Source organism: Vibrio sp. Makdt (assembly GCF_027587015.1).
Classification (GTDB): domain Bacteria; phylum Pseudomonadota; class Gammaproteobacteria; order Enterobacterales; family Vibrionaceae; genus Vibrio; species Vibrio chagasii_B.
This window is the reverse complement of record NZ_JAPPTH010000006.1, coordinates 38,251-59,499: the sequence shown is the minus strand read 5'-3', so window position 1 is coordinate 59,499 and position 21,249 is coordinate 38,251. Positions and strand designations below refer to the sequence as shown.

19 protein-coding genes are annotated in these 21,249 nt (G+C 44.2%); 16 read left to right on the top strand and 3 right to left on the bottom strand.

The features are described 5' to 3' along the window. Positions 1-116 precede the first annotated feature (116 nt). The 5 genes from prfB (at position 117) to OH460_RS09485 (ending at position 5,756) form a co-directional block, all read left to right on the top strand. Positions 117-1,215 (top strand): peptide chain release factor 2 gene (gene prfB, locus OH460_RS09505; RefSeq protein ID WP_100205982.1). Its coding sequence is split into 2 segments (ribosomal slippage): positions 117-191 and positions 193-1,215, totalling 1,098 coding nucleotides; the frame shifts between segments, so codons are not numbered across the junction. A 64-nt stretch (positions 1,216-1,279) separates the two neighbouring features. Next, positions 1,280-2,797: a lysine--tRNA ligase gene (lysS, locus tag OH460_RS09500; protein ID WP_061033349.1), complete on the top strand. Its 1,518-nt coding sequence runs from the start codon at positions 1,280-1,282 to the stop codon at positions 2,795-2,797. Between the two features lie 270 nt (positions 2,798-3,067). Continuing rightward, positions 3,068-4,402 carry a cyclic-di-GMP-binding transcriptional regulator VpsR gene (gene vpsR, locus OH460_RS09495; RefSeq protein WP_269996935.1) on the top strand — a complete coding sequence of 445 codons (1,335 nt, stop codon included), beginning with the start codon at positions 3,068-3,070 and terminating at the stop codon, positions 4,400-4,402. 586 nt (positions 4,403-4,988) lie between these two features. Next, positions 4,989-5,240 carry a hypothetical protein gene (locus tag OH460_RS09490; protein WP_008224444.1) on the top strand — a complete coding sequence of 84 codons (252 nt, stop codon included), beginning with the start codon at positions 4,989-4,991 and terminating at the stop codon, positions 5,238-5,240. Between the two features lie 204 nt (positions 5,241-5,444). After that, positions 5,445-5,756, top strand: a complete 312-nt coding sequence (locus OH460_RS09485) for a DUF6482 family protein (RefSeq protein ID WP_061033347.1) — start codon at positions 5,445-5,447, stop codon at positions 5,754-5,756. 48 nt (positions 5,757-5,804) lie between these two features. On the opposite strand, the gene mutH is transcribed toward OH460_RS09485, so the two are convergent. Continuing rightward, a complete protein-coding gene (gene mutH, locus OH460_RS09480; RefSeq protein ID WP_105059059.1) occupies positions 5,805-6,470 on the bottom strand; it encodes a DNA mismatch repair endonuclease MutH in 666 nt (221 codons plus the stop codon). A gap of 616 nt (positions 6,471-7,086) precedes the next feature. On the opposite strand from mutH, the gene rppH reads away from it, so the two are divergent. The 7 genes from rppH (at position 7,087) to OH460_RS09445 (ending at position 14,605) form a co-directional block, all read left to right on the top strand. Further along, positions 7,087-7,605: an RNA pyrophosphohydrolase gene (gene rppH, locus OH460_RS09475; RefSeq protein WP_004739545.1), complete on the top strand. Its 519-nt coding sequence runs from the start codon at positions 7,087-7,089 to the stop codon at positions 7,603-7,605. Positions 7,606-7,607: 2 nt separating this feature from the next. Beyond that, a complete protein-coding gene (gene ptsP / locus OH460_RS09470; RefSeq protein WP_269996934.1) occupies positions 7,608-9,857 on the top strand; it encodes a phosphoenolpyruvate--protein phosphotransferase in 2,250 nt (749 codons plus the stop codon). An 8-nt stretch (positions 9,858-9,865) separates the two neighbouring features. Beyond that, positions 9,866-10,657, top strand: a complete 792-nt coding sequence (locus OH460_RS09465) for a sulfite exporter TauE/SafE family protein (RefSeq protein WP_269996933.1) — start codon at positions 9,866-9,868, stop codon at positions 10,655-10,657. A 55-nt stretch (positions 10,658-10,712) separates the two neighbouring features. Beyond that, a complete protein-coding gene (lgt, locus tag OH460_RS09460) occupies positions 10,713-11,534 on the top strand; it encodes a prolipoprotein diacylglyceryl transferase (RefSeq protein ID WP_008221585.1) in 822 nt (273 codons plus the stop codon). A 9-nt stretch (positions 11,535-11,543) separates the two neighbouring features. Beyond that, complete coding sequence (locus tag OH460_RS09455) at positions 11,544-12,395, top strand: thymidylate synthase (protein ID WP_102425317.1); 852 nt, start codon at positions 11,544-11,546, stop codon at positions 12,393-12,395. Between the two features lie 123 nt (positions 12,396-12,518). Continuing rightward, on the top strand, positions 12,519-13,913 hold the full coding sequence (locus OH460_RS09450) for a winged helix-turn-helix domain-containing protein (protein ID WP_269996932.1): 1,395 nt from the start codon (positions 12,519-12,521) through the stop codon (positions 13,911-13,913). Between the two features lie 215 nt (positions 13,914-14,128). Further along, positions 14,129-14,605: a hypothetical protein gene (locus OH460_RS09445; RefSeq protein WP_269996931.1), complete on the top strand. Its 477-nt coding sequence runs from the start codon at positions 14,129-14,131 to the stop codon at positions 14,603-14,605. Between the two features lie 413 nt (positions 14,606-15,018). Here the strand turns inward: OH460_RS09445 and OH460_RS09440 are convergent, their stop codons facing one another. Continuing rightward, positions 15,019-16,164, bottom strand: a complete 1,146-nt coding sequence (locus tag OH460_RS09440) for a Na/Pi symporter (protein WP_061033341.1) — start codon at positions 16,162-16,164, stop codon at positions 15,019-15,021. A gap of 390 nt (positions 16,165-16,554) precedes the next feature. On the opposite strand from OH460_RS09440, the gene nhaR reads away from it, so the two are divergent. Next, positions 16,555-17,445: a transcriptional activator NhaR gene (gene nhaR, locus OH460_RS09435; RefSeq protein WP_004739533.1), complete on the top strand. Its 891-nt coding sequence runs from the start codon at positions 16,555-16,557 to the stop codon at positions 17,443-17,445. 100 nt (positions 17,446-17,545) lie between these two features. Then, a complete protein-coding gene (locus tag OH460_RS09430) occupies positions 17,546-17,839 on the top strand; it encodes an ArsR/SmtB family transcription factor (RefSeq protein WP_004739532.1) in 294 nt (97 codons plus the stop codon). Positions 17,840-18,146: 307 nt separating this feature from the next. Here OH460_RS09430 and rpsT read toward each other — a convergent pair whose 3' ends face one another. Then, positions 18,147-18,407 (bottom strand): 30S ribosomal protein S20, encoded by a 261-nt coding sequence (rpsT, locus tag OH460_RS09425; RefSeq protein ID WP_004739529.1) that lies wholly within the window; start codon positions 18,405-18,407, stop codon positions 18,147-18,149. Positions 18,408-18,658: 251 nt separating this feature from the next. Between rpsT and murJ the strand changes: the two genes are divergently transcribed. Both murJ and ribF read left to right on the top strand, forming a co-directional pair. Then, entirely contained in the window at positions 18,659-20,221 is a 1,563-nt protein-coding gene (gene murJ / locus OH460_RS09420) for a murein biosynthesis integral membrane protein MurJ (protein ID WP_333482706.1), read from the top strand. A 70-nt stretch (positions 20,222-20,291) separates the two neighbouring features. After that, positions 20,292-21,227, top strand: a complete 936-nt coding sequence (gene ribF / locus OH460_RS09415; RefSeq protein ID WP_128161938.1) for a bifunctional riboflavin kinase/FAD synthetase — start codon at positions 20,292-20,294, stop codon at positions 21,225-21,227. Positions 21,228-21,249 lie beyond the last annotated feature (22 nt).

Below are 21,249 nucleotides of genomic sequence, written 5' to 3'. Positions count from 1 at the left end.
CTTTATATTGTTGTAAGTGACTGAATATTGGTTTGCCCTCTAAAAATTTCTGTATCTCCGTCACACTTTTGAGTACAATTCTCCGGTTAAATTCTACTCATAAATGATGAGCTAAAATGTTTGAAATCAATCCTATAAAAAACCGTCTGCAGGATGTGTCTGAGCGCACAAATATCCTGAGGGGGTACCTTTGACTATGACGCTAAGAAAGAGCGTCTAGAAGAAGTAAACGCAGAGTTAGAACAACCGGATGTATGGAACGAACCTGAGCGTGCTCAAGCGCTAGGTAAAGAGCGTTCTGCACTGGAAGCGGTAGTAGAAACGATTGACCAACTTGACCAAGGTGTTGAGGATGTTGATGGCCTACTAGAGCTAGCGGTTGAAGAAGAAGATCAAGAAACGTTCGACGAAATTGAACCAGAACTAGCGGAGCTTGAAGCTAAGTTAGGTAAACTTGAGTTCCGTCGTATGTTCTCTGGTGAGCATGACGCTTCAGATTGTTATATCGATCTACAGTCGGGTTCAGGTGGTACTGAAGCACAAGACTGGACTTCAATGATGCTGCGCATGTACTTGCGTTGGGCTGAAGCGAAGGGCTTCAAAACGGAAGTTATCGAGGTATCTGAAGGTGAAGTTGCTGGTTTGAAAGGTGCAACAGTACGTATCTCTGGTGAGTACGCGTACGGTTGGTTGCGTACAGAGACAGGTGTTCACCGTCTAGTTCGTAAATCACCATTTGATTCAAGTGGCCGTCGTCATACTTCATTTGCATCTGCGTTTATCTACCCAGAGATTGATGACAACATTACGATCGACATTAACCCTTCTGACTTACGTATTGACGTATACCGTGCTTCGGGCGCTGGTGGTCAGCACGTAAACACCACGGAATCGGCGGTACGTATTACTCACGTTCCTACCAACACCGTGGTTCAATGTCAGAATGACCGTTCGCAGCATAAGAACAAAGATCAAGCGATGAAGCAGCTACGTGCTAAGCTTTTTGAACTTGAGATTCAAAAACAAAATGCTGAAAAACAAGCGAATGAAGATACTAAATCAGACATCGGTTGGGGCAGCCAAATCCGCTCTTACGTTCTGGATGATTCACGTATCAAAGATTTACGCACCGGCATTGAAAACCGTAATACTCAAGCGGTTCTTGACGGTGACTTAGACAAATTTATTGAAGCTAGCCTGAAATCAGGTCTGTAAGCTTTTTACCGACTATATTTGCGAAAATATAGCTGTTCAAATTATACAAGCAGGGTACATCTCAATGACTGATGCTGTTCAAAACGAAAACGTACAAGAAGAAAACAAACTAATTGCTGAGCGCCGTAGCAAGCTGGATCACATCCGCCAAAGCTGCAAAGCAAATGGTCACCCAAATGATTTCCGCCGTGAGCACCTAGCTGGCGATCTTCAAGCGGAATTCGGTGAGAAGACTAAGGAAGAGCTAGAAGAGCTTAACCACATCGTTGCGATCGCTGGTCGTGTAATGGCGAAGCGTGGTCCATTCCTTGCGATTCAAGAAACTTCTGGTCGTATCCAAGCATACGCAGCGAAAGACGTACAAAAAGTACTGAAAGAGAAGTACCAAGGCCTAGATATCGGTGACATCATCGGTGTTAAAGGTGCACTTCACAAGTCAGGTAAAGGCGATCTTTACGTGAACATGGAAGAGTTTGAACTGCTGACTAAAGCTCTTCGTCCTCTACCAGAGAAGTTCCACGGTCTAACTGACCAAGAGATGCGTTACCGTCAGCGTTACGTTGACCTAATCGTGAACGAAGATTCTCGCAACGCATTCATCGTGCGTTCTAAGCTTGTTTCTTCAATCCGTAACTTCATGAGCTCAAAAGGCTACCTAGAAGTTGAAACGCCAATGATGCACGTGATCCCTGGTGGTGCGACTGCACGTCCATTCATCACTCACCACAACGCATTAGACATCGACATGTACCTACGTGTTGCTCCTGAGCTTTACCTTAAGCGTCTAGTTGTGGGTGGTTTTGATCGTGTATTCGAGATCAACCGTAACTTCCGTAACGAAGGTCTGTCTCCACGTCATAACCCAGAATTCACAATGATGGAATTCTACCAAGCGTACTCTGATTACAAAGACCTTATGGATCTAACTGAAGAGATGCTAAGCACAGCGGCTATGGACGTTCTTGGTTCTACTTCTATGCCTTACGGTGACGAAACCGTTGAGTTCGGTGGTAAGTACGCGCGTATGAGCATGTTCGATGCGATTAAGCACTACAACCCTGAGCATGCTGAGATTCAAGCACTAACAGAAGCAGACCTACAAGACCGTGAGAAGATGGTAGCAATCGCGAAATCTGTACACGTTGAAGTAGAAACGTTCTGGACATGTGGTCAGCTTCTTGAAGAGATCTTTGGTGAAACGGCTGAGCCTCAGCTAATTCAACCAACGTTCATCACAGGCTACCCAGCGGATATCTCTCCTCTAGCTCGTCGTAGCGATGACAACCCGTTCTTCACAGACCGTTTTGAGTTCTTCATCGGTGGTCGTGAAGTAGCGAACGGCTTCTCTGAGCTTAACGATGCACAAGACCAAGACGAGCGTTTCAAAGCGCAAGTTAACGCGAAAGACGCGGGTGATGATGAAGCAATGTACTACGATGCAGACTACATCACAGCACTAGAGCACGGCCTACCACCAACAGCGGGTCAAGGTATCGGTATAGACCGTCTAGCTATGCTATTTACAAACACGCACACAATCCGTGACGTGATCTTGTTCCCGGCAATGCGTCCACAAGCGTAACTCTCGCTTACGGGTCGTAACACCCAATAAAATTTAAAAGCCACCTTCGGGTGGCTTTTTCTGTTTTTAGAGCTCAAAACCTAGTCTGTACCGCACTCTTGATTCGAAAAATCACTATTTCTGACATAGTCTTACTATTGAGACATAAAATCTAAGATAGTCTCACTACTATACGTCTCTGCGCTGAATACGATCTCGTGGCATCTAGTCGAACGAAAAGCGATGAGTCGTATTAGTCTGATTTAAATAAAAATAGAATAAGGAAGAAGGATGGGAACTCAATTTAAGATGGATTCCTTACCAGGTTCTCTTATCGTCGTTGGTGGTGCGTACGAACCCTGGTTATCTGTATTAGAACAAGTGGGTTGGCAGTGTACCCAGTGTGCTGACTTGCGAAAAGCGGATGCCTTGATTGCTGATATTGGCCCATGTATTGGTATTGTCGATCTCAGCCATGATGAATTCAGTCTTAATGGTATTGCTAACCTTGTGAGTAACAATAAGCAAGTACGATGGCTCGCTTTTATCCGTGAATCGCAATTAAGCTCTGATACGATCTGCCAATTTATCGTTAACTTCTGTATCGACTTTTTCACGGCACCTATCCCTGATGCTCAGCTATTGAGTACGATTGGACATCAGCTGGGAATGCTCAAGTTAGAACAGAAAGTATGGCCAAATTACGGTATCAATAACAATATGGGCTTACTGGGTGACTCAGTGGCTGTGAAGCGCTTGAGAGATCAAGTAAAGCGTATTGGTCCAACCGATGTCAGCATCCTGATTTATGGAGAGAGCGGCTCAGGCAAAGAGACGATTGCACGCTCTATTCATCAAAACTCATCACGATCTAAAAAGCCATTTCTAACGGTGAACTGCCGTGCCTTGTCTGAAATGAGAATAGAAGCTGAGGTATTTGGAATATCAGCACAACCAACGTCTTCTCCTTGTATGCTGGAAGAGGCCGATGGTGGCACCATCTTGCTCAATGATGTTTTGGCGATGCCACGTAATCAACAGTTGAATCTGCTGCGTTTTCTACAAGAAGGCAAGATTGAGACCGCAGAAGGACCTAAGTCTGTTGATGTGAGAATTCTGGCTGCGAACTCCTCTGATATCGAGAAAGCACTGATAGAAGGGGACTTCAATGAAGAGCTTTATCACTATATCAATGTGCTGCGCATTCATGTTCCGAGTCTGAAAGAGCGTGTAAGCGATATCTCCGTACTAGCTGATCACTTCCTACGAGAGTATTCGAAAGAGTTTAATGCTCAGGCTAAGAGTTTTTCAGACGATGCCATTCGTTCGATGAATCGCTACCACTGGCCAGGCAATGTTCGCGAATTGATGAATCAGATAAAGCGTGTTGTGTTGATGTCGGATGCAGTGATCATCGAAGATCACCAACTCGATTTACCAAAACAGAATGATGAACGACGTAGCTTGAAGAGTATTCGTGAACGTTCAGAGCGCGATGCGTTGTTAATTGTTTTGGAATCATACGGTGGTCAGGTTTCGCTGGCAGCTAAAGAACTTGGTGTATCACGGGCAACCATGTACCGTTTGTTGAATAAACACAGCCTTATTTCTGAGGGAGTTGTGTAGAACTTTCTTCTAAGTCATTCAATCTGTTCGTGTAAATTTAAGAGCCACGCATCATGCGTGGCTTTTTTGTTGCTAGTCGTTGCGTTTATGTTCGAACAACTGAGAGATGAACTCTAAGTCGTTAAGAGAGATATGCTGTGATTTTATATAATCATAGTGAATATGTTATATGTAAATGAATATGCAACTGATATTTCAGGCGATTGCATTGTTTTAAAAATGTTAACCAATTAGCGGTTGAATAATATACTCACTTGGTTAGACTTTAACCGTGAAAGCAACGATTTAACAAAGAGTTGTCTGCTTTTACTTCCCCATTTCTTTTTGGATTTTTTAGTTAGCTTGGAGGCGCAAATGAAACATTTCGATTTTATACAGCACATTTGCGCGTCGTTTGATCCGTGTACTGACATGGTGACTGTTATGTCACACATCTCAGCCATGGCCGATCGAAACACCCAAGATAAACCTAACTAATAGATCCGTACCCTTATTTGGCTGCGGAAAAATAGCAGCTAAGTGAGAAGCCCTCATACTATCTAACACGCTATTTTTCCTCAGTTGACTCAACAACTGGAGAGTTATTATGCGTCACTCAGTATATTTAAAATTAGCAACAGTCCTTATCCGTGCCGATCTTCGTCGTGAAGAGCGGGAATGGCAGCGAAAAGTACGTCGTAGTTCACTAGACCTACCTTGGCACAACACTCATTTGCTAAGAGATATTGGCCTTGAAGCCGATGGTCGTCCAATTGGTTTCTCTGAGCCTGAAGTTGTCACCATTGAACGTCGCGTTCGTCATCTTCGTCGTGTTCTTAGCGCGCGAATACCGACGTAATCTTTCGGGGTTGATCGCACCTTTCAACCCCTTAAATCATTGACGGTGATAGTTAGGTGTCAAAAGTGAGCGCTTTTGAACTAGAACTGGACAAAAAAGAGAAGCATTGGCTTCTCTTTTTTGTTTTTTTAATCGATAAAAATCAACGTGCCCTAGTAAAGAAATAGAGTTCTACTAAGCTATAGAGAGCAAGGGAGGCCGGTTATGCAAAAGCATCAGTTAGACATGTGGCTACATGGAGAGCACAAAGACTCGTATCAAATCCCCAAAGTGTACGTTATTGGCTGTTCCGATATCTCGGAATATCTGCTGGCTGTGGAGTACAAACATAAGCTCGAGCCGGTAAAACAAGATGGTGAGCCACTTCACTTTGGATCTTTGGATCAAGTGAAAGAGGAGTTACTCCGGCTAGGGTTTGAAAAGGCCTATCTTCGCTTGCACAATGCTTATGACGAATTTGGCAGTGAGCCAAGTCAAAGCTACTGTGATATCGAATTAGCGTTGAAACCTCATTGATCAAAGAACGTAACTCACTGATATTGTTTCGTACTAATGTTTATTGGGCTATGCGTAATGCGTCGTAAGCAAGTTGTGAGTAAATTGAGTTCGCAAATAAAACCCACGAGGCTTGGTCTTGATGGGCTTGCCACTGGCTCCATAAGCTTCAGTTAACACACGACTGTTTGCGGCCTTTGGACGTAAGTGTAGGGCTTCTCCATGCCTTGCCGTGATCTGTTCAACGTTCCCTAAAACGATCAACTCCATCAACTCTTCCCAGTCTCTCTTTAGGAGTTCGTTCTCAGCTTCACTTGGTGTCCATAGTAGTGGTGATCCAACGTGACGTTCTGCCAGCGGGATTTCTCTTTCCCCTTCTACAGGGATCCACAACACTTTAGACAGTTTATTGCGAACATGGCTGGTTTCCCATGTCAGTCCTTGCACTCCCATTAATGGCGCCACACAAACAAAGGTGGTTTCAAGTGGCTTACCAGAATAGCCAATCGGAATACTCTTTAGCTCGATGCCTAGCTTCGCGAAATCCTGTTCTGGTTTACTGCCAGCAGGTGCTCCTAAGTGCCATTCTAACAGTTGCCCAACCCAGCCTTTGTCTCGCTTAAGATCGTTTGGCATGTCCATCTCTGCTTCATCAGCGAGCTCTTTGAAGGTCATCCCGGCAATCGCGTAAGCTCTGTCTAACAACTCTTGTTGTGTTTGTGGTTCTGGTTTCATAATAAAAGGCATGATCAAAAAAATGATTTTATCAGAAGTTATCACCAAATGACGACTGGTTAAGAAATGATCTCCTAGTCGAAGAAGGGATCAAACTTAGGGTTATCCACAGGACATAAAGGTAATTAATTGAAATATTAATTTAGTGGATAAATAAACAGGAGTTTTTGGTGGATAAAATGCTTGCCAAATGGGATGTAAAATGAATCTTTCACTTGGTAGTGTGGATAAACACCGGGGTGGTTGATCTTTGAACAGCTTGTGTTTTTAAAAGATCTTTTGTGTTTTGACTGTGCTTTGATTTCTTGTTTTTATTTTAAGATGTTGATTTTTAATGTATAAGTTTTTGTTTTTCTAGTGGTCAGTTTTTAGTGTTGATGAATCTATGGATTAAAAAAAACGATTGCGGCTAATTCTTCACATAGTTATTCACAGAAAAGGTGAATAAATGTGGTCTAGGTCTCACTATTGTGTGGGTAACTCGAATTTGAGCAAAACTTATCCATATTTACAGATAATATTCATAAATATAGCGCTTATCACGTCAGTAAGTTTGCTCCAATTGGGGATATGTGGAAAAATCAGTGTAATTAAAAATTTAGATAGAGGTTGGCCAGTGATAGATGGCGATGGTTACCGATTAAATGTTGGTATTGTAATCTGTAACAACCATGGTCAGGTCTTCTGGGCTAAACGATACGGGCAACATTCATGGCAATTCCCTCAAGGGGGAATCGATGAAGGTGAAACTCCGGAACAGGCAATGTACCGTGAGTTGTATGAAGAGGTTGGCCTTACTAAAAAGGATGTAAAGATCGTCGCGACAAGTCGTCATTGGTTACGCTACAAGCTACCCAAACGACTGGTTCGGTGGGATTCTAAACCTGTCTGTATTGGACAAAAACAGAAGTGGTTCCTTTTACGCTTAGATTGCGATGAATCGCGTATCAATATGCAGCGTGGGAGTACACCTGAGTTTGATGGTTGGCGTTGGGTGAGTTACTGGTACCCAGTTCGACAAGTAGTTTCTTTTAAGCGAGATGTTTACCGTCGAGCGATGAAAGAGTTCGCATCTTTAGCAATGCCGTTTAAAGAGCGAAAAACAAAAGGAAAACGCAAATTGCGTAGAGGTTAAGCATGCTCAGTCAACTAAGGGAAATAGTTGAACACGTATCAAGAGTTGAAGATGTATCGACGGCACTTGATATTCTAGTTAAAGAGACATGCAGTGCGATGCAGACGGAATGTTGCACCGTGTATTTAGCCAATAATGATATGCAGCGCCTTGAGTTGATGGCAACTCAAGGCCTGATCTTTGAAGGTAATAGTATTCACATTGGTTTCGACGAAGGCTTAGTTGGCCTCGTGAAACGAAGTGCTGAACCTATTAACCTTGCACAAGCGTCTGCTCACCCTGCTTATAAGTTTTTTCCAGAACTTGGAGAAAACATTTACCACTCTTTTCTTGGTACTCCTATTATCCATCGCAAGCAAGTGCTTGGCGTATTGGTTATTCAACAAAAAACACCTCGTTTATTCAGCGAGATGGAAGAGTCATTCCTCGTTACGCTCTCAGCTCAACTTGCGGTTATTGTCGCGCACGCTCAAACCCAAGGTCATTGGCTGTTGGAACAACAAAAGCTGCCAGGCATCAAAGGTATTGCTGCTTCATCTGGGGTAGCGATTGGTGATCTGTGGTGGGACAACACCCAACCTGAATTAACGGATGTGTATCCTGCTTCGACGCTCAATATCGAGCGCGAGCAAGAGTTATTGGCAGTGGCGGTTGAGAATGCCCTCAATGACTTCAAGCGCATGCGAAAGCGCTTAGACAGTGAAATCAATAAAGACGCATTGGCGATCTTTGACCTGTTTACGCACTTACTCAACGATCCTATGTTGCGTAAGGATCTAAAAAGCCAGATTCAGAAAGGCGATAAAGCGGACTGGGCACTAAGGCAGGTGGTTGAGAGCTATTCCAACCGCTTTGCTCGTATGTCGGATGTGTATCTGCGTGAAAGAGCACAGGATATCCGAGAGCTCGGTCAAAGGCTGTTGTACTTCCTTCACAACTCTGAGTATGAGCTACGTACCTTAGAGAAGCCGATTATTCTGGTAGTCCGTGAGTTAACGGCTTCTGTATTAGCGTCGATTCCAAAAGAGAAGCTGTTGGCAGTGATCTCTTTGGAAGGGGCGGCGAACTCGCACGCTGCTATTTTATCTCGCGCGCTTGGTATTCCTTCGGTGATGGGGGTTAGCATTAACCTCGAGCAAGCGAATGGTAAGCAAGCCATCGTCGATGGTTATAGTGGCGAGATCTTTATCGAGCCGACCAAGAACCTGCTCAAAGAGTATCGCGGGCTGATTCTTGAAGAGAGTGAGCTCTCCTCAATGGTCAATCGCGAGCTGTATTTACCTGCGAAAACCCAAGATGACCAACAGGTCGAAATCCTACTTAATGCAGGCTTGAGCGCTGATACCAATATTGCTATCAACCAAGGTGTTGATGGCGTTGGTTTGTACCGAACGGAAATCTCGTTCTTATTGCAACAACGTTTCCCATCAGAGGATGAACAGTTCAAGCAGTATCGTTCTGTGCTTTCAAGCTACCCAAATAAGCAGGTGGTGATGCGTACACTCGATATTGGTGGTGATAAGGCATTACCTTACTTCCCAATCGAAGAGGACAACCCCTTCCTTGGCTGGCGTGGTATCCGCTTTACGCTGGATCATCCTGATATCTTCATTATCCAACTGCGTGCCATGCTACGTGCGAGTTGTGAAAGCCATAACTTGAGCATTCTGCTACCGATGATTTCGGGCGCTCAGGAGTTGGATGACGCACTACAGTTGATTGAGCAAGCGTATGATGAAGTGCATGAACTTGATAACCGAGTGCGAATGCCTCGTATCGGTATCATGATTGAAGTGCCTTCGATGCTCTATCTGTTACCGCTGATTGCTGACAAGGTCGATTTTGTCTCTGTCGGTACCAATGACTTAACCCAATATTTATTGGCCGTTGATCGGAACAATTCTCGAGTCTCTGATGTCTATGAATCTATGCACCCGGCAGTGATCATGGCATTGAAACAGATTCATGATACTTGTAAGCAATATCAATTACCTGTGTGTATTTGTGGAGAGCTAGCCGGTGATCCAATGGGCGCATTGTTACTGCTTGGGTTGGGGTATCAGACGTTAAGTATGAACACCTCGAATGTGGCTAGAACCAAGTATTTGATTCGCCAATCTAACTTGAGCGAATTACAGGATTTGGCAAATAAGGCACTTTCAAAGCCGTATGGCAGTGACATCTATAGTATGATGCTGAACTATTTCGAAGAGCGTGAATTTACAGGCTTCATTCGAGCAGGTAAAAAATAGGAATTAACGTGTCATATGAACTGATAGGCTTGCTGGCAGGCCTTGGTGCTGTTGTTGGTGTTTTAGCTGGCTTGCTGGGTATTGGCGGTGGGTTGCTGGTGGTTCCGGCCTTACTGTTCTTGCTCCCTAAAGCGGGTATCCCTCAAGAGTTTGCAATGCAAATGGCATTAGCGACCTCGCTATCTACCATTATTGTTACGTCAGGATCGTCTGCGATTAACCACTTAAAGTTGGGTAACGTCGAGATATTTGTCGTTAAATGGTTAATGCCAGGGGTTGTGAGTGGCGGTTTTCTCGGTTCTTTTGTAGCTGACGTTATTCCTTCTCAATACTTGCCTAAAGTTTTTGGTGTGATTGTGTTAGTGCTAGCACTGCAGATGCTGTTGTCGATTCGCTCTAAGAGCCAAAAAGCGATGCCGGGCTCAGCGACAACCATGTTATGTGGTGGTGGCATTGGTTTGATTTCAAGCTTAGCGGGTATTGGTGGTGGGTCGTTGTCTGTACCTTTCCTTAACCATCATGGTGTGGAAATGCGCAAGGCGGTGGGCTCGTCTTCGGTGTGTGGTTTCGTTATCGCTATCTCTGGAATGCTAGGCTTTATTTGGCATGGCTCGTCTGTCGAGGGGCTGCCTGCGTTTAGCCTCGGCTATGTCTACCTGCCTGCCTTGGTTGCGATATCGTGCACATCAGTACTAACCACACGAGTGGGGGCGAAGCTGGCTACGCAATTACCAACACCAGTACTTAAGAAGTTCTTTGCGGTATTTTTAATGTTTATAGCAGCGACCATGCTGCTGTAGTGTCTTTCGTTAGCGATTGAGCTAACCGTTATTCAATTTAGATAGAGAGCCAAGTATGTCTCAGGGTTTTATTGAATTCCCAAATATCGATCCTGTTCTTATTGAACTAGGACCAATCTCAGTTCGTTGGTACGGCCTAATGTACCTTGTCGGTTTTATGTTTGCTCTTTGGCTAGCAAATCGCCGAGCTGATCAGCCGGGTAGCGGTTGGACTCGAGAGCAAGTATCAGACTTATTGTTCGCTGGCTTTCTAGGTGTGGTACTTGGTGGTCGTATTGGCTACGTGTTGTTCTACAACTTTGACCTTTTCTTAGCGGATCCACTGTATCTATTTAAAGTATGGACTGGCGGTATGTCTTTCCACGGTGGCTTGCTGGGTGTTATCACTGCAATGTTCTGGTATGCGAAAAAGAATGGTCGCACCTTCTTCGGCGTTGCAGACATGATTGCACCATTGGTTCCATTTGGTTTAGGTATGGGCCGTCTAGGTAACTTCATGAACAGTGAACTATGGGGCCGTGTTACGGATGTGCCATGGGCAATTGTATTCCCGAATGGCGGTCCACTTCCTCGTCACCCATCTCAGCTTTATGAAATGGCGCTTGAAGGGATTGTGCTGTTCTTCATCTTGAACTGGTTTATCAAAAAGCCGCGTCCTCTAGGCTCTGTATCAGGGTTATTCCTAGCAGGATATGGTACATTCCGCTTCTTAGTAGAATACGTACGTGAACCAGATGCTCATTTAGGCTTGTTCGGCGGGTTTATCTCTATGGGACAAATCCTATCACTGCCAATGGTTATCATCGGTGCGCTGATGATGGTTTGGGCATACAAGCGCGGTCACTACAAAGACGAATTACCACAACAAACGAAGTAAGGAATTGGTGTGAAACAGTATTTAGATCTCTGTCAGCGTATCGTTGATAACGGTACTTGGATTGAAAATGAACGCACGGGCAAGCGCTGCCTAACTGTGATCAATGCTGACCTTGAATATGATGTTGGTAACAACCAGTTCCCACTTGTCACTACACGTAAGAGCTTTTGGAAAGCGGCAGTTGCTGAACTGCTTGGCTACATTCGCGGTTACGACAACGCTGAAGATTTTCGTAAGCTAGGAACGAAAACTTGGGATGCGAATTCGAACCTGAATGAAGCGTGGCTGAATAACCCTTACCGCAAGGGTGAAGATGACATGGGCCGTGTTTATGGTGTTCAAGGCCGAGCATGGGCAAAGCCTGATGGTGGTCATATCGACCAGCTGAAGAAGATTGTTGATGACCTGACGAACGGTATCGATGACCGTGGTGAGATCTTAAACTTCTACAACCCAGGTGAGTTCCACATGGGATGTTTGCGTCCGTGTATGTACAGCCATCACTTCTCACTACTTGGTGACACGCTGTACCTAAACAGTACTCAGCGCTCTTGTGATGTACCACTAGGCCTGAACTTCAATATGGTTCAAGTGTACGTGTTCCTAGCTATCATGGCGCAAATCACGGGTAAAAAAGCGGGTGTGGCTTACCACAAGCTAGTTAACGCTCATATCTATGAAGATCAACTGGCGCCAATGCGTGATATTCAGCTAAAGCGTGAGCCTCTAGCTGGCCCTACATTCCACATCAACCCAGAGATTAAGTCTCTAGAGGATTTAGAAACTTGGGTAACAATGGATGACTTCTGGGTTGAAGGTTACGAGTGCCACGAAGCGATTAAGTATCCATTCTCGGTTTAATCGTATCCGTTTGTTTGATTGAAAGGCTGCCACTGTGCAGCCTTTTTTATTTGTGATACTTGGCTTGCTTACCATTTATAAAACCAATAATCTTGTGGGGTCTTTTCTTACCACAGAACTACTATGACTCGCTCGCATTGCTTTGTATTGCAACACGATTTTCCTATTGCTTTCTACCCTGATAAGAATCAATTGGTGATTGATGATGAGGCGATTCATCTAGAGCCTTTGCAAGCTAAATTGCTGAGTTATTTCATCGAAAATCGCGGGCAAGTGGTTAGCACTCAGCAGATAGCCGCGGATGTTTGGCAAAGAACTCAAGTGTCTGACAACTTGGTCAGACAGGTCATCAGCTTGCTGCGCAGTCAGCTTCAGGATAAATCACGTCCGTATCGGATTATTCAGACCATTCCTAAGCAAGGTTACCTGTTCGATGTTGAGGTGACTCAGTCGAGCGTCGAACCAACTCCCGTTGAGGGCGTCTCTCAACCTGAATCTACCCCTTTTGTTGCTAAGTCGAAAAAGAAAACCATCGCCCTGATTACAACCGCAGTATTCTCTGTTGGCTTAATAGCAACTTGGGCGTGGCAAACTGGTGTCCCAACCAGTGGCACTGCTGTTGTTTCTGCTCACCAAAGTGATGTGATTCCTGTTTATATCCATGACATAACCCTAGATTCTTCGAACGATTATGAGATGTCAGAAAGCGTCTATAACTATCTTTTCTATGGGCTGAACTCAGCTAAAAACCTATCGGGTTACCACTTTTCTCAGCTATCGAAACAGGGGAAGCAATCACTGGCTAATAATGGTGTCGAGCTCAAAGGTTGGCTTAAGCAAGAAAGTGGTGACTATGTGTTGAGCGTGCTTGTACAAAACAATCGCCAACCGAATCAAAGTCAGAAGGTGGAAAAGACCTTTAGCCAAGATAACTTCTTCGATGCCATTGGGGATGTGATTCTCGAGATCAAAGCCATTATTGCTCCTATGAGCTCAGAATACGGCGTAGCGAGTCATCGCGTGACCTCTATTGATAACTACGATGATTGGAGTGTTATCTCTGAGGGGATATCGTTGTTCTACCAAGGTAAAGGTGGTCAGCCATTTGAGGAAATAGCACTTCAGTTGGATACGATTCAACAACAAGGGCGAGATAATTATCTGGTTAATGCCTTGCTGTCGTATTCGGAATCTTTGGCCTATTTGCAAAGGCATGAGCAAGAAGATCGCGAACATGCGCTACAACTGGCAAAGCAAGCCTTCGAGATGAACCCGCGTTGTGATATCGCGAATCTAACTCTGGGTCTTGCACTGTTAATCAACCAACATGCCAACCAAGCTTTCCCTTACCTTTTTTATGCGGCCGAAAGCACACCGAGCCCAATCAGTTTTTATCTACTAAGTGTCGCTGACAAGCTGTCGGACAACCCCAAAGGTTCGCAATACAACTATCAACGCTACACCGAAGTGAAAAAAGAGCATAACGGTCAACTGTTTGATCTTATTGAATCTTTATAAAAAACAAACCTTTTCTAAATGCCTAAACTCCCACTTATGTGAAGGTGTGAGGGAGCGCTGGTGGTATGGGAGTTAGGTTGCTTTTCCCAGTCCTAATGGGCTTCTTAACATGTTTGTTTATTGTTTGTAGTCAGCCTTGATTGCCTTGCATCAAGTGTAAACACGCCGACTTCCACATACTGGTCCTCAAATCATTCATTATTTTGGGTACACACATGTTGAAGAAATTTGCTTTTCAGATCATACCGATTCAGATCTTTTTATTCGTCTTTTGGTTCAAAAATGGCTTTATCGATAAAGTGATGGGCGTGTTACTTGGCTTTGTTACACCTGATACCGCTTATGCAGGTGATACCTGGGCTGGGTGGAAAGGTTATATTGTTGGCACTTGGGATAAGAGCCAAGTCGGTCATGTTTTACTTAGCCCAACGTTCGACTTTATGTTTCCGATTCTAATTGCGTTGCAATGCGTTCCATTTTTACTGGTTATTCGCTCGGTATTTGGTGGTGAGTTCATGGTTGGTAAAGAACGTCCGTGGTTACTTTATGCTGCTTTCTCTTCCCTGTTTGTGACTGCTTGTATGGCGTTTACTCAAACCATCACTGGCGCGAGTGACGGACAGTATTTATGGCAATTTATCGGCTTTGGCATGGTTGCGATCATGTACCTGCGCAATGAGCAGGGTAAGTAAGCGTTTTTTAGATGCGAGTAAACGGGATGCGAAGATCAAAAGCGTCCGTCATTCCCTAGACTGACGAAGGAAGTAGTAGGGAATCTCTGGATGTTATGTGTTAGGCAGATATCCTATCACGCCCGTACCTCGCAGTAGGGAATGGCGGATTTTTTTAGATGCGAGTAAACGAGATGCGAGATACGAAGCTCAAATCCCTCGTCATTCCCTAGACCGACGAAGGAGGGAGTAGGGAATCTCTTGATGCAATCCGGTTGATTGCTTACCACAATTGTTTCTGTATCTGCTTTTAGCTCTTCGTTACTCGTTTACTCGAATCCCGCATCTTTTTTTGTTTCCCGCATCTGTTCCTAAAAAGAAAAAGCCCGCAACCTAGGTTGCGGGCTTTGCTATAAGCGATGTGTATTTTGCTATTAAGCAGTCAGAGACAAGATTGTGCCTGGCAGTACAAGGAATACCGCAACAAGGTAACCGGCAACAACAGCTTTGTTCTTCACAGCCATGTCTGAAATCATGTCTGCTGCTTTAACTGGTAGCTCACGTAGGAACGGGATACCGAAGATGAATACCGTTGCCATGATGTTGAACACCAAGTGTACTAGAGCAATCTGTAGTGCGAATACTGCGAACTCACCAGATACTGCTGTTGCTGCTAGCAGAGCGGTAATACATGTACCGATGTTTGCGCCTAGAGTGAATGGGTAAACATCACGTACTTTAAGAACACCTGAGCCTACTAGTGGAACCATCAAGCTTGTCGTCGTTGAAGAAGACTGAACAAGGATAGTAACGATAGAGCCAGAAGCGATACCGTGGATTGGACCACGACCGATTGCGTTCTTCAGAATCTCACGAGCACGACCAACCATTAGGCTCTTCATCAGCTTACCCATAACTGTGATAGCTACGAAGATAGTTGCGATACCTAGAGCGATAAGCATGATGCCGCCAACCGTGTCGCCAAATGTTGATAGAGGCTCTTTAATTGCGCTCACTACTGGTTTAGTGATTGGTTTGATGAAGTTAAGACCCTTCATGCTCATATCACCTGTTGCTAGCATCGGAGATACCAACCAGTGAGAAATCTTCTCTAGAATACCAAACGCCATCTCTAGCGGTAGGAAGATAGCTACAGCCAATAGGTTAAAGAAGTCGTGAATCGTCGCACTTGCGAATGCGCGTTTGAACTCTTCTTTACAACGAACGTGACCAAGGCTAACTAGCGTATTGGTTACCGTAGTACCAATGTTTGCACCCATGATCATAGGGATGGCTAGCTCAACAGGTAAACCACCTGCCACAAGGCCAACGATAATTGAAGTAACTGTACTTGATGATTGAATAAGTGCGGTTGCAACTAAACCAATCATTAAGCCTGCAACTGGGTGTGAAGCAAATTCAAAAAGAACTTTTGCTTGTTCGCCTGTTGCCCATTTGAAGCCTGTACCAACCATTGAAACTGAAAGTAATAGTAGGTAAAGCATGAATGCCAAGTTAGCCCAGCGTAGCCAACGAGTTGTGCTCGAAATAGGCGCTGCTGCAGTAGTAGCTTGGTTCATAATGTTTTCTCCATAGGACCGTTTAAGTCTGTGTTTGGTCTGTTTGTTTAATCTGAGCGTGATGTTAGAGGTGAAATATTTCAGTAATATTACATTTTGATTGAGGCGAGACTTTTTTGTGATGATTTACTGTTTAAATATTCTGACAGTAAATGTGGTTATTTTAAGTTGTTGTTTTTGAATGTTTTTCTTGCTGGTTTTGATGGGTGATATAGATCTTAAAAGTTAGAAAAAAATTGAGAAAATTCGTCCTAATATTACATTATGAAATCAAACACTTCGAAAAAATTAGTGGTTAAATGGTTTTGTGATTGGTTTTTCCGAGTTTGTTGAGCGGAGGTGTCATATTTGATATAAAAAGGAATCGACTCTCTTATTTACGGCACACCTATGTCGCACCTCAACTATAACCATCTTTATTACTTCTGGATGGTCTGCAAGCAAGGCTCTGTGACTAAAGCAGCAGAAGCTCTATTTCTTACACCTCAAACGGTCACTGGCCAGATAAAAGCATTAGAAGAGCGAATGGACGGCAAGCTGACCAAGCGCAATGGTCGCAGTGTTGAACCAACAGAGCTTGGGCAGTTGGTTTTCAAATACGCGGATCGTATGTTTGGTCTGAGCTACGAAATGCTGGATATCGTGAACTACAGTCAGCACTCAAACATCTTGTTTGATGTCGGTGTGGCAGACGCACTTTCGAAACGGCTGGTTAGTAAGATCTTGATGTCGACGATTCCAGAAGATAACAGTATCCACCTTCGCTGTTTTGAATCGACTCACGAAATGCTGCTTGAACAGCTCTCTCAACATAAGCTCGATATGATCTTGTCTGACTGCCCAGTGGACTCTAGCCAAAGCCCAGGCTTATTTAGCAAGAAGTTGGGGGAGAGTGGTATGAGCTTTTTCAGCTCCGGTGAAGTGAAAGGGGTTAATTTCCCAGCCGTATTAGAGCAAAGAAAGCTGTTGATCCCGGGAAGTCGAACCTCAATGGGGCGCAAGATACTGCAATGGTTTGACCGCCAAGGTCTTAAACCAGATATTTTGGGCGAGTTTGATGACGCAGCATTGATGAAAGCGTTCGCTCGTTACCACCATGACGCTATTTTCTTAGCCCCAACCTTGTACATGTCAGAAGTGGAACAAGACACTTCCTTGCAATTATTGGGCGGCATTGAAGAGTTAAAAGAAGAGTACTATGTCATTTTTGCTGAGAGGATGATCCAGCATCCAGCCGTAAAAAATGTATGTGACGCAGATTTTAGCAAATTGTTCGAATGAGGTAGTTTGTTAATGAATTGATATCGACTATGATAACCCCGCAATATGCCGTAAATACTGATAGCCCGTAGTTGGCGTAAAGGTTGTAGGGAGCCAAACTATGAACTTAAAAGAGATGGAGAAGAATTCAGCACAAGCTGTGATTCTACTCAAAGCCATGGCCAACGAACGTCGCTTACAGATTTTGTGCCTTTTACATGGTACTGAGCTGTCGGTTGGGGAGTTGTGTGGCAAGTTGGAACTGAGTCAATCGGCTTTATCTCAACACCTTGCTTGGTTGAGAAGAGATGGCTTGGTCGATACTCGTAAAGAAGCTCAAACCGTGTATTACACATTGAGCAGTGAAGAAGTAAAAGCAATGATTAATCTACTGCATGGTCTATATTGCAAGTAGTTTATTGTTGGTAAGAAAAGTGGTTTCTTATCAGGAATAAGGTCGACACAAGGAAGTGTCAGTATTTCGCGTCGAACGTTAAAAGCTGTCTGTTCACCCTCTATTTTAGCTACTTATCTACTTTCTACCTATTTAGCCATTACCTATCTATTTGACTCTTCTCTGTTTTATTCCCTGTCGATATCTGAGTCTGTTGGTTATTTTTAACTACTGTCGGTCAGTCGTTTAATTGTGTTACTCAAAATTCAGATATAAAAAAACCGGCCTAAGCCGGTTTTTTTCGTTTTGCGTTGTAATCAAATTTCTATTAAAGAGCTTTGATTGCAGCAGCGAAACGAGACTTATGACGTGCAGCTTTATTCTTATGAATAAGGCCTTTAGTCGCCATACGGTCAAGAAGTGGTGTAACTTCTACAAGAGCAGCAGTTGCAGCTTCTTTATCACCAGCTGCGATAGCTGCGATAGTCTTTTTCATGTAAGTGCGCATCATAGAACGACGGCTAGCGTTGTGCTGGCGACGTTTCTCAGCTTGGATAGCGCGCTTCTTAGCAGATTTACTGTTTGCCAAGGGTCTAACTCCCAAAAACTTAGTTCGGTGACAATTTAAGGGCGAGGACTATCCCTCATTAGCGCTTAATTGTCAAATGATTTGTGCAAAAACCAATCGTAGCCAAACAAACTTTGGAATGGAAAGGTCATCGCGGTTAAGATGGCGGGGATTCTAACAGCATTTTTAGACCAATGCTAATAAATATGCTTCTTAGGACAGGATAGTATTTATCCTCCCTTGAAAGTAATCAACCAGTGTCAGAGGTTTCTGTGAGTAAACGACTATTAAAGTCAGGCCTGATTGTCAGTGCAATGACTTTTGTTTCCCGTGTATTGGGGCTAGTACGTGATGTAGTAGTAGCAAATTTGATGGGAGCAGGAGCGAGTGCCGACGTATTTTTCTTCGCTAATAAAATCCCGAACTTCTTACGTCGACTGTTTGCAGAAGGTGCGTTTTCTCAAGCGTTTGTCCCAGTATTAACGGAATATCACGCGGCTGGTGATAAAGAGAAAACCCGAGACTTAATCGCTAAGGTGTCAGGTACGCTCGGGGTGTTAGTCTCTATTGTTACCGTTATCGGTGTTCTGGGCTCTGGTGCCATCACAGCGCTGTTTGGTGCGGGTTGGTTTATCGACTGGTTAAATGATGGGCCAGCGGCTCCTAAGTTCGAGCTCGCGAGCTTTATGCTCAAGATTACCTTCCCTTATTTATGGTTCATCACTTTTGTTGCGTTATCTGGTGCCATTCTCAATACGCTGGGTAAGTTTGCGGTCTCCTCTTTTACCCCTGTGTTTTTGAATGTCATGATCATCGGTGCAGCGTGGTTTATCTCTCCGAATTTAGAACAGCCAGAAATCGGCTTGGCGATCGGTGTGTTTCTTGGTGGCTTAGTTCAGTTCCTTTTCCAGATGCCTTTCCTTATTAAAGCAGGTGTGTTGGTTAAGCCGAAGTGGGGCTGGAGAGATCCGGGCGTCGTTAAGATTCGCACATTAATGATCCCAGCTCTGTTTGGTGTGTCAGTCAGCCAAATTAACCTACTGTTTGATACCTTTATTGCCAGTTTCCTAGCGACAGGCTCTATTAGTTGGTTGTACTACTCAGATCGATTGCTTGAGTTCCCACTGGGCCTATTCGGTATTGCAATTGCGACTGTGATTCTTCCTGCGTTATCTCGTAAGCACGTTGATGCTCAAGGGGAGGGCTTTGCACACACTATGGACTGGGGCGTGCGTATGGTGCTACTGCTTGGCATTCCTGCCATGCTGGGGCTTATTGTTTTAGCGAAACCAATGCTGATGGTGCTATTCATGCGTGGTGAGTTCTCTCCACACGACGTGCAACAAGCATCAATGTCTTTAGTAGCGTACGCCTCTGGCTTGCTTAACTTCATGCTGATTAAAGTGTTAGCTCCGGGTTATTACTCTCGTCAAGATACGAAAACCCCAGTGAAGTACGGCATTATCGCGATGGTCACGAACATGGTATTTAACGCTATCTTTGCTTATTTCTATGGCTATATAGGTTTGGCAATTGCAACCGCTCTGTCAGCCTTTGTAAATATGGCCTTGTTATATCGCGGTTTACACCTTGCTGGTGTCTATAAGCTGACAAAGACCACTTTGCTGTTCTGCGCGAAGTTAATTGTCTCTGGCGGCGTGATGGTCGCGGCAATTCTGTGGCAGTTAGATAATATGCAACAATGGCTTGAATGGAGCTTTAGTCAGAGAGCGCTGATGCTAACAGGCTTGATTGGACTTGGTGGCTTTGTTTATATTGTTTCGGTACTGGTTTTAGGTATCCGAGTAAAACATTTAAAAGCAGCGACAGATTAATACTGATTAGTATATAATCCGTCGGTTTCACACAATGAATGATGCAAATAACAGGTTTTAGCTGATCATAATGGAACTGATCCGAGGTATACACAATATTAAAGCGCAGCATCACGGCTGTGTATTGACCATAGGTAACTTCGATGGTGTTCATCTAGGACATCAAGAGGTTCTTAGCCAGGTTTCTGAACAAGCGGCAGCATTAGGTTTACCTTCTGTTGTTATGACGTTTGAACCGCAGCCTATGGAGCTGTTTGCCCGAGATAGAGCGCCAGCACGTTTGACTCGCTTACGCGATAAGTACGTACAACTGAGCAAGCTAGATATCAGTCGTTTATTGTGTGTCAATTTTAATCAGTACTTTGCAAGTTTATCGGCGGAAGCATTCATTAAAGATCTTTTGGTTGATAAGCTTGGCGTGAAGTTTTTGGTGGTTGGTGATGACTTTTGTTTTGGCAAAGGCCGCACTGGCAATTTCGCTATGCTTAAAGAAGCGGGTGAAAAGTATGGCTTTGAGGTGGTAAGCACCCAAAGTTATTGCTTAAACCAATTACGAGTCAGCAGTACTGAGATACGAAATGCATTAGCGGTCGATGACTTGGCTGCAAGTGCTACCATGTTAGGACGTGATTACAGCATTAGTGGCCGTGTGTCCCATGGTCGAAAACTGGGGAGAACCATAGGTTTCCCTACCGCTAACATTCCATTAAAGCGTTGTGTATCTCCTGTGTCGGGAGTGTACGTTGTCGAAGCATTGGATATCGATGGGGTTCCTGTCGGTGGCGTTGCTAATATTGGACAACGACCAACGGTGAATGGTGTAAGGCAGCAATTAGAAGTGCACTTTTTTGACTTTAAAGCCAATTTGTATGGTAAACAGTTAGAAGTACGACTTTTGCACAAACTGCGCGACGAGATAAAATTTGAATCGTTCGACGCATTAAAGAATCAAATAGAATTGGATGCTGAAGCCGCAAGGGTGTGGCTGCTTCAGCTAAAGAATTAATCGGATGATTCCACCGATTAAC

What these genes read in the sequence shown, in the direction of transcription:
- lysS (WP_061033349.1), top strand. Translation starts at nt 1,280, where the DNA reads ATGACTGATGCTGTTCAAAACGAAAACGTACAAGAAGAAAACAAACTA.
- vpsR (WP_269996935.1), top strand. Translation starts at nt 3,068, where the DNA reads ATGGGAACTCAATTTAAGATGGATTCCTTACCAGGTTCTCTTATCGTC.
- OH460_RS09490 (WP_008224444.1), top strand. Translation starts at nt 4,989, where the DNA reads ATGCGTCACTCAGTATATTTAAAATTAGCAACAGTCCTTATCCGTGCC.
- OH460_RS09485 (WP_061033347.1), top strand. Translation starts at nt 5,445, where the DNA reads ATGCAAAAGCATCAGTTAGACATGTGGCTACATGGAGAGCACAAAGAC.
- mutH (WP_105059059.1), bottom strand. Translation starts at nt 6,470, where the DNA reads ATGAAACCAGAACCACAAACACAACAAGAGTTGTTAGACAGAGCTTAC.
- ptsP (WP_269996934.1), top strand. Translation starts at nt 7,608, where the DNA reads ATGCTCAGTCAACTAAGGGAAATAGTTGAACACGTATCAAGAGTTGAA.
- lgt (WP_008221585.1), top strand. Translation starts at nt 10,713, where the DNA reads ATGTCTCAGGGTTTTATTGAATTCCCAAATATCGATCCTGTTCTTATT.
- OH460_RS09450 (WP_269996932.1), top strand. Translation starts at nt 12,519, where the DNA reads ATGACTCGCTCGCATTGCTTTGTATTGCAACACGATTTTCCTATTGCT.
- OH460_RS09445 (WP_269996931.1), top strand. Translation starts at nt 14,129, where the DNA reads ATGTTGAAGAAATTTGCTTTTCAGATCATACCGATTCAGATCTTTTTA.
- OH460_RS09440 (WP_061033341.1), bottom strand. Translation starts at nt 16,164, where the DNA reads ATGAACCAAGCTACTACTGCAGCAGCGCCTATTTCGAGCACAACTCGT.
- nhaR (WP_004739533.1), top strand. Translation starts at nt 16,555, where the DNA reads ATGTCGCACCTCAACTATAACCATCTTTATTACTTCTGGATGGTCTGC.
- OH460_RS09430 (WP_004739532.1), top strand. Translation starts at nt 17,546, where the DNA reads ATGAACTTAAAAGAGATGGAGAAGAATTCAGCACAAGCTGTGATTCTA.
- ribF (WP_128161938.1), top strand. Translation starts at nt 20,292, where the DNA reads ATGGAACTGATCCGAGGTATACACAATATTAAAGCGCAGCATCACGGC.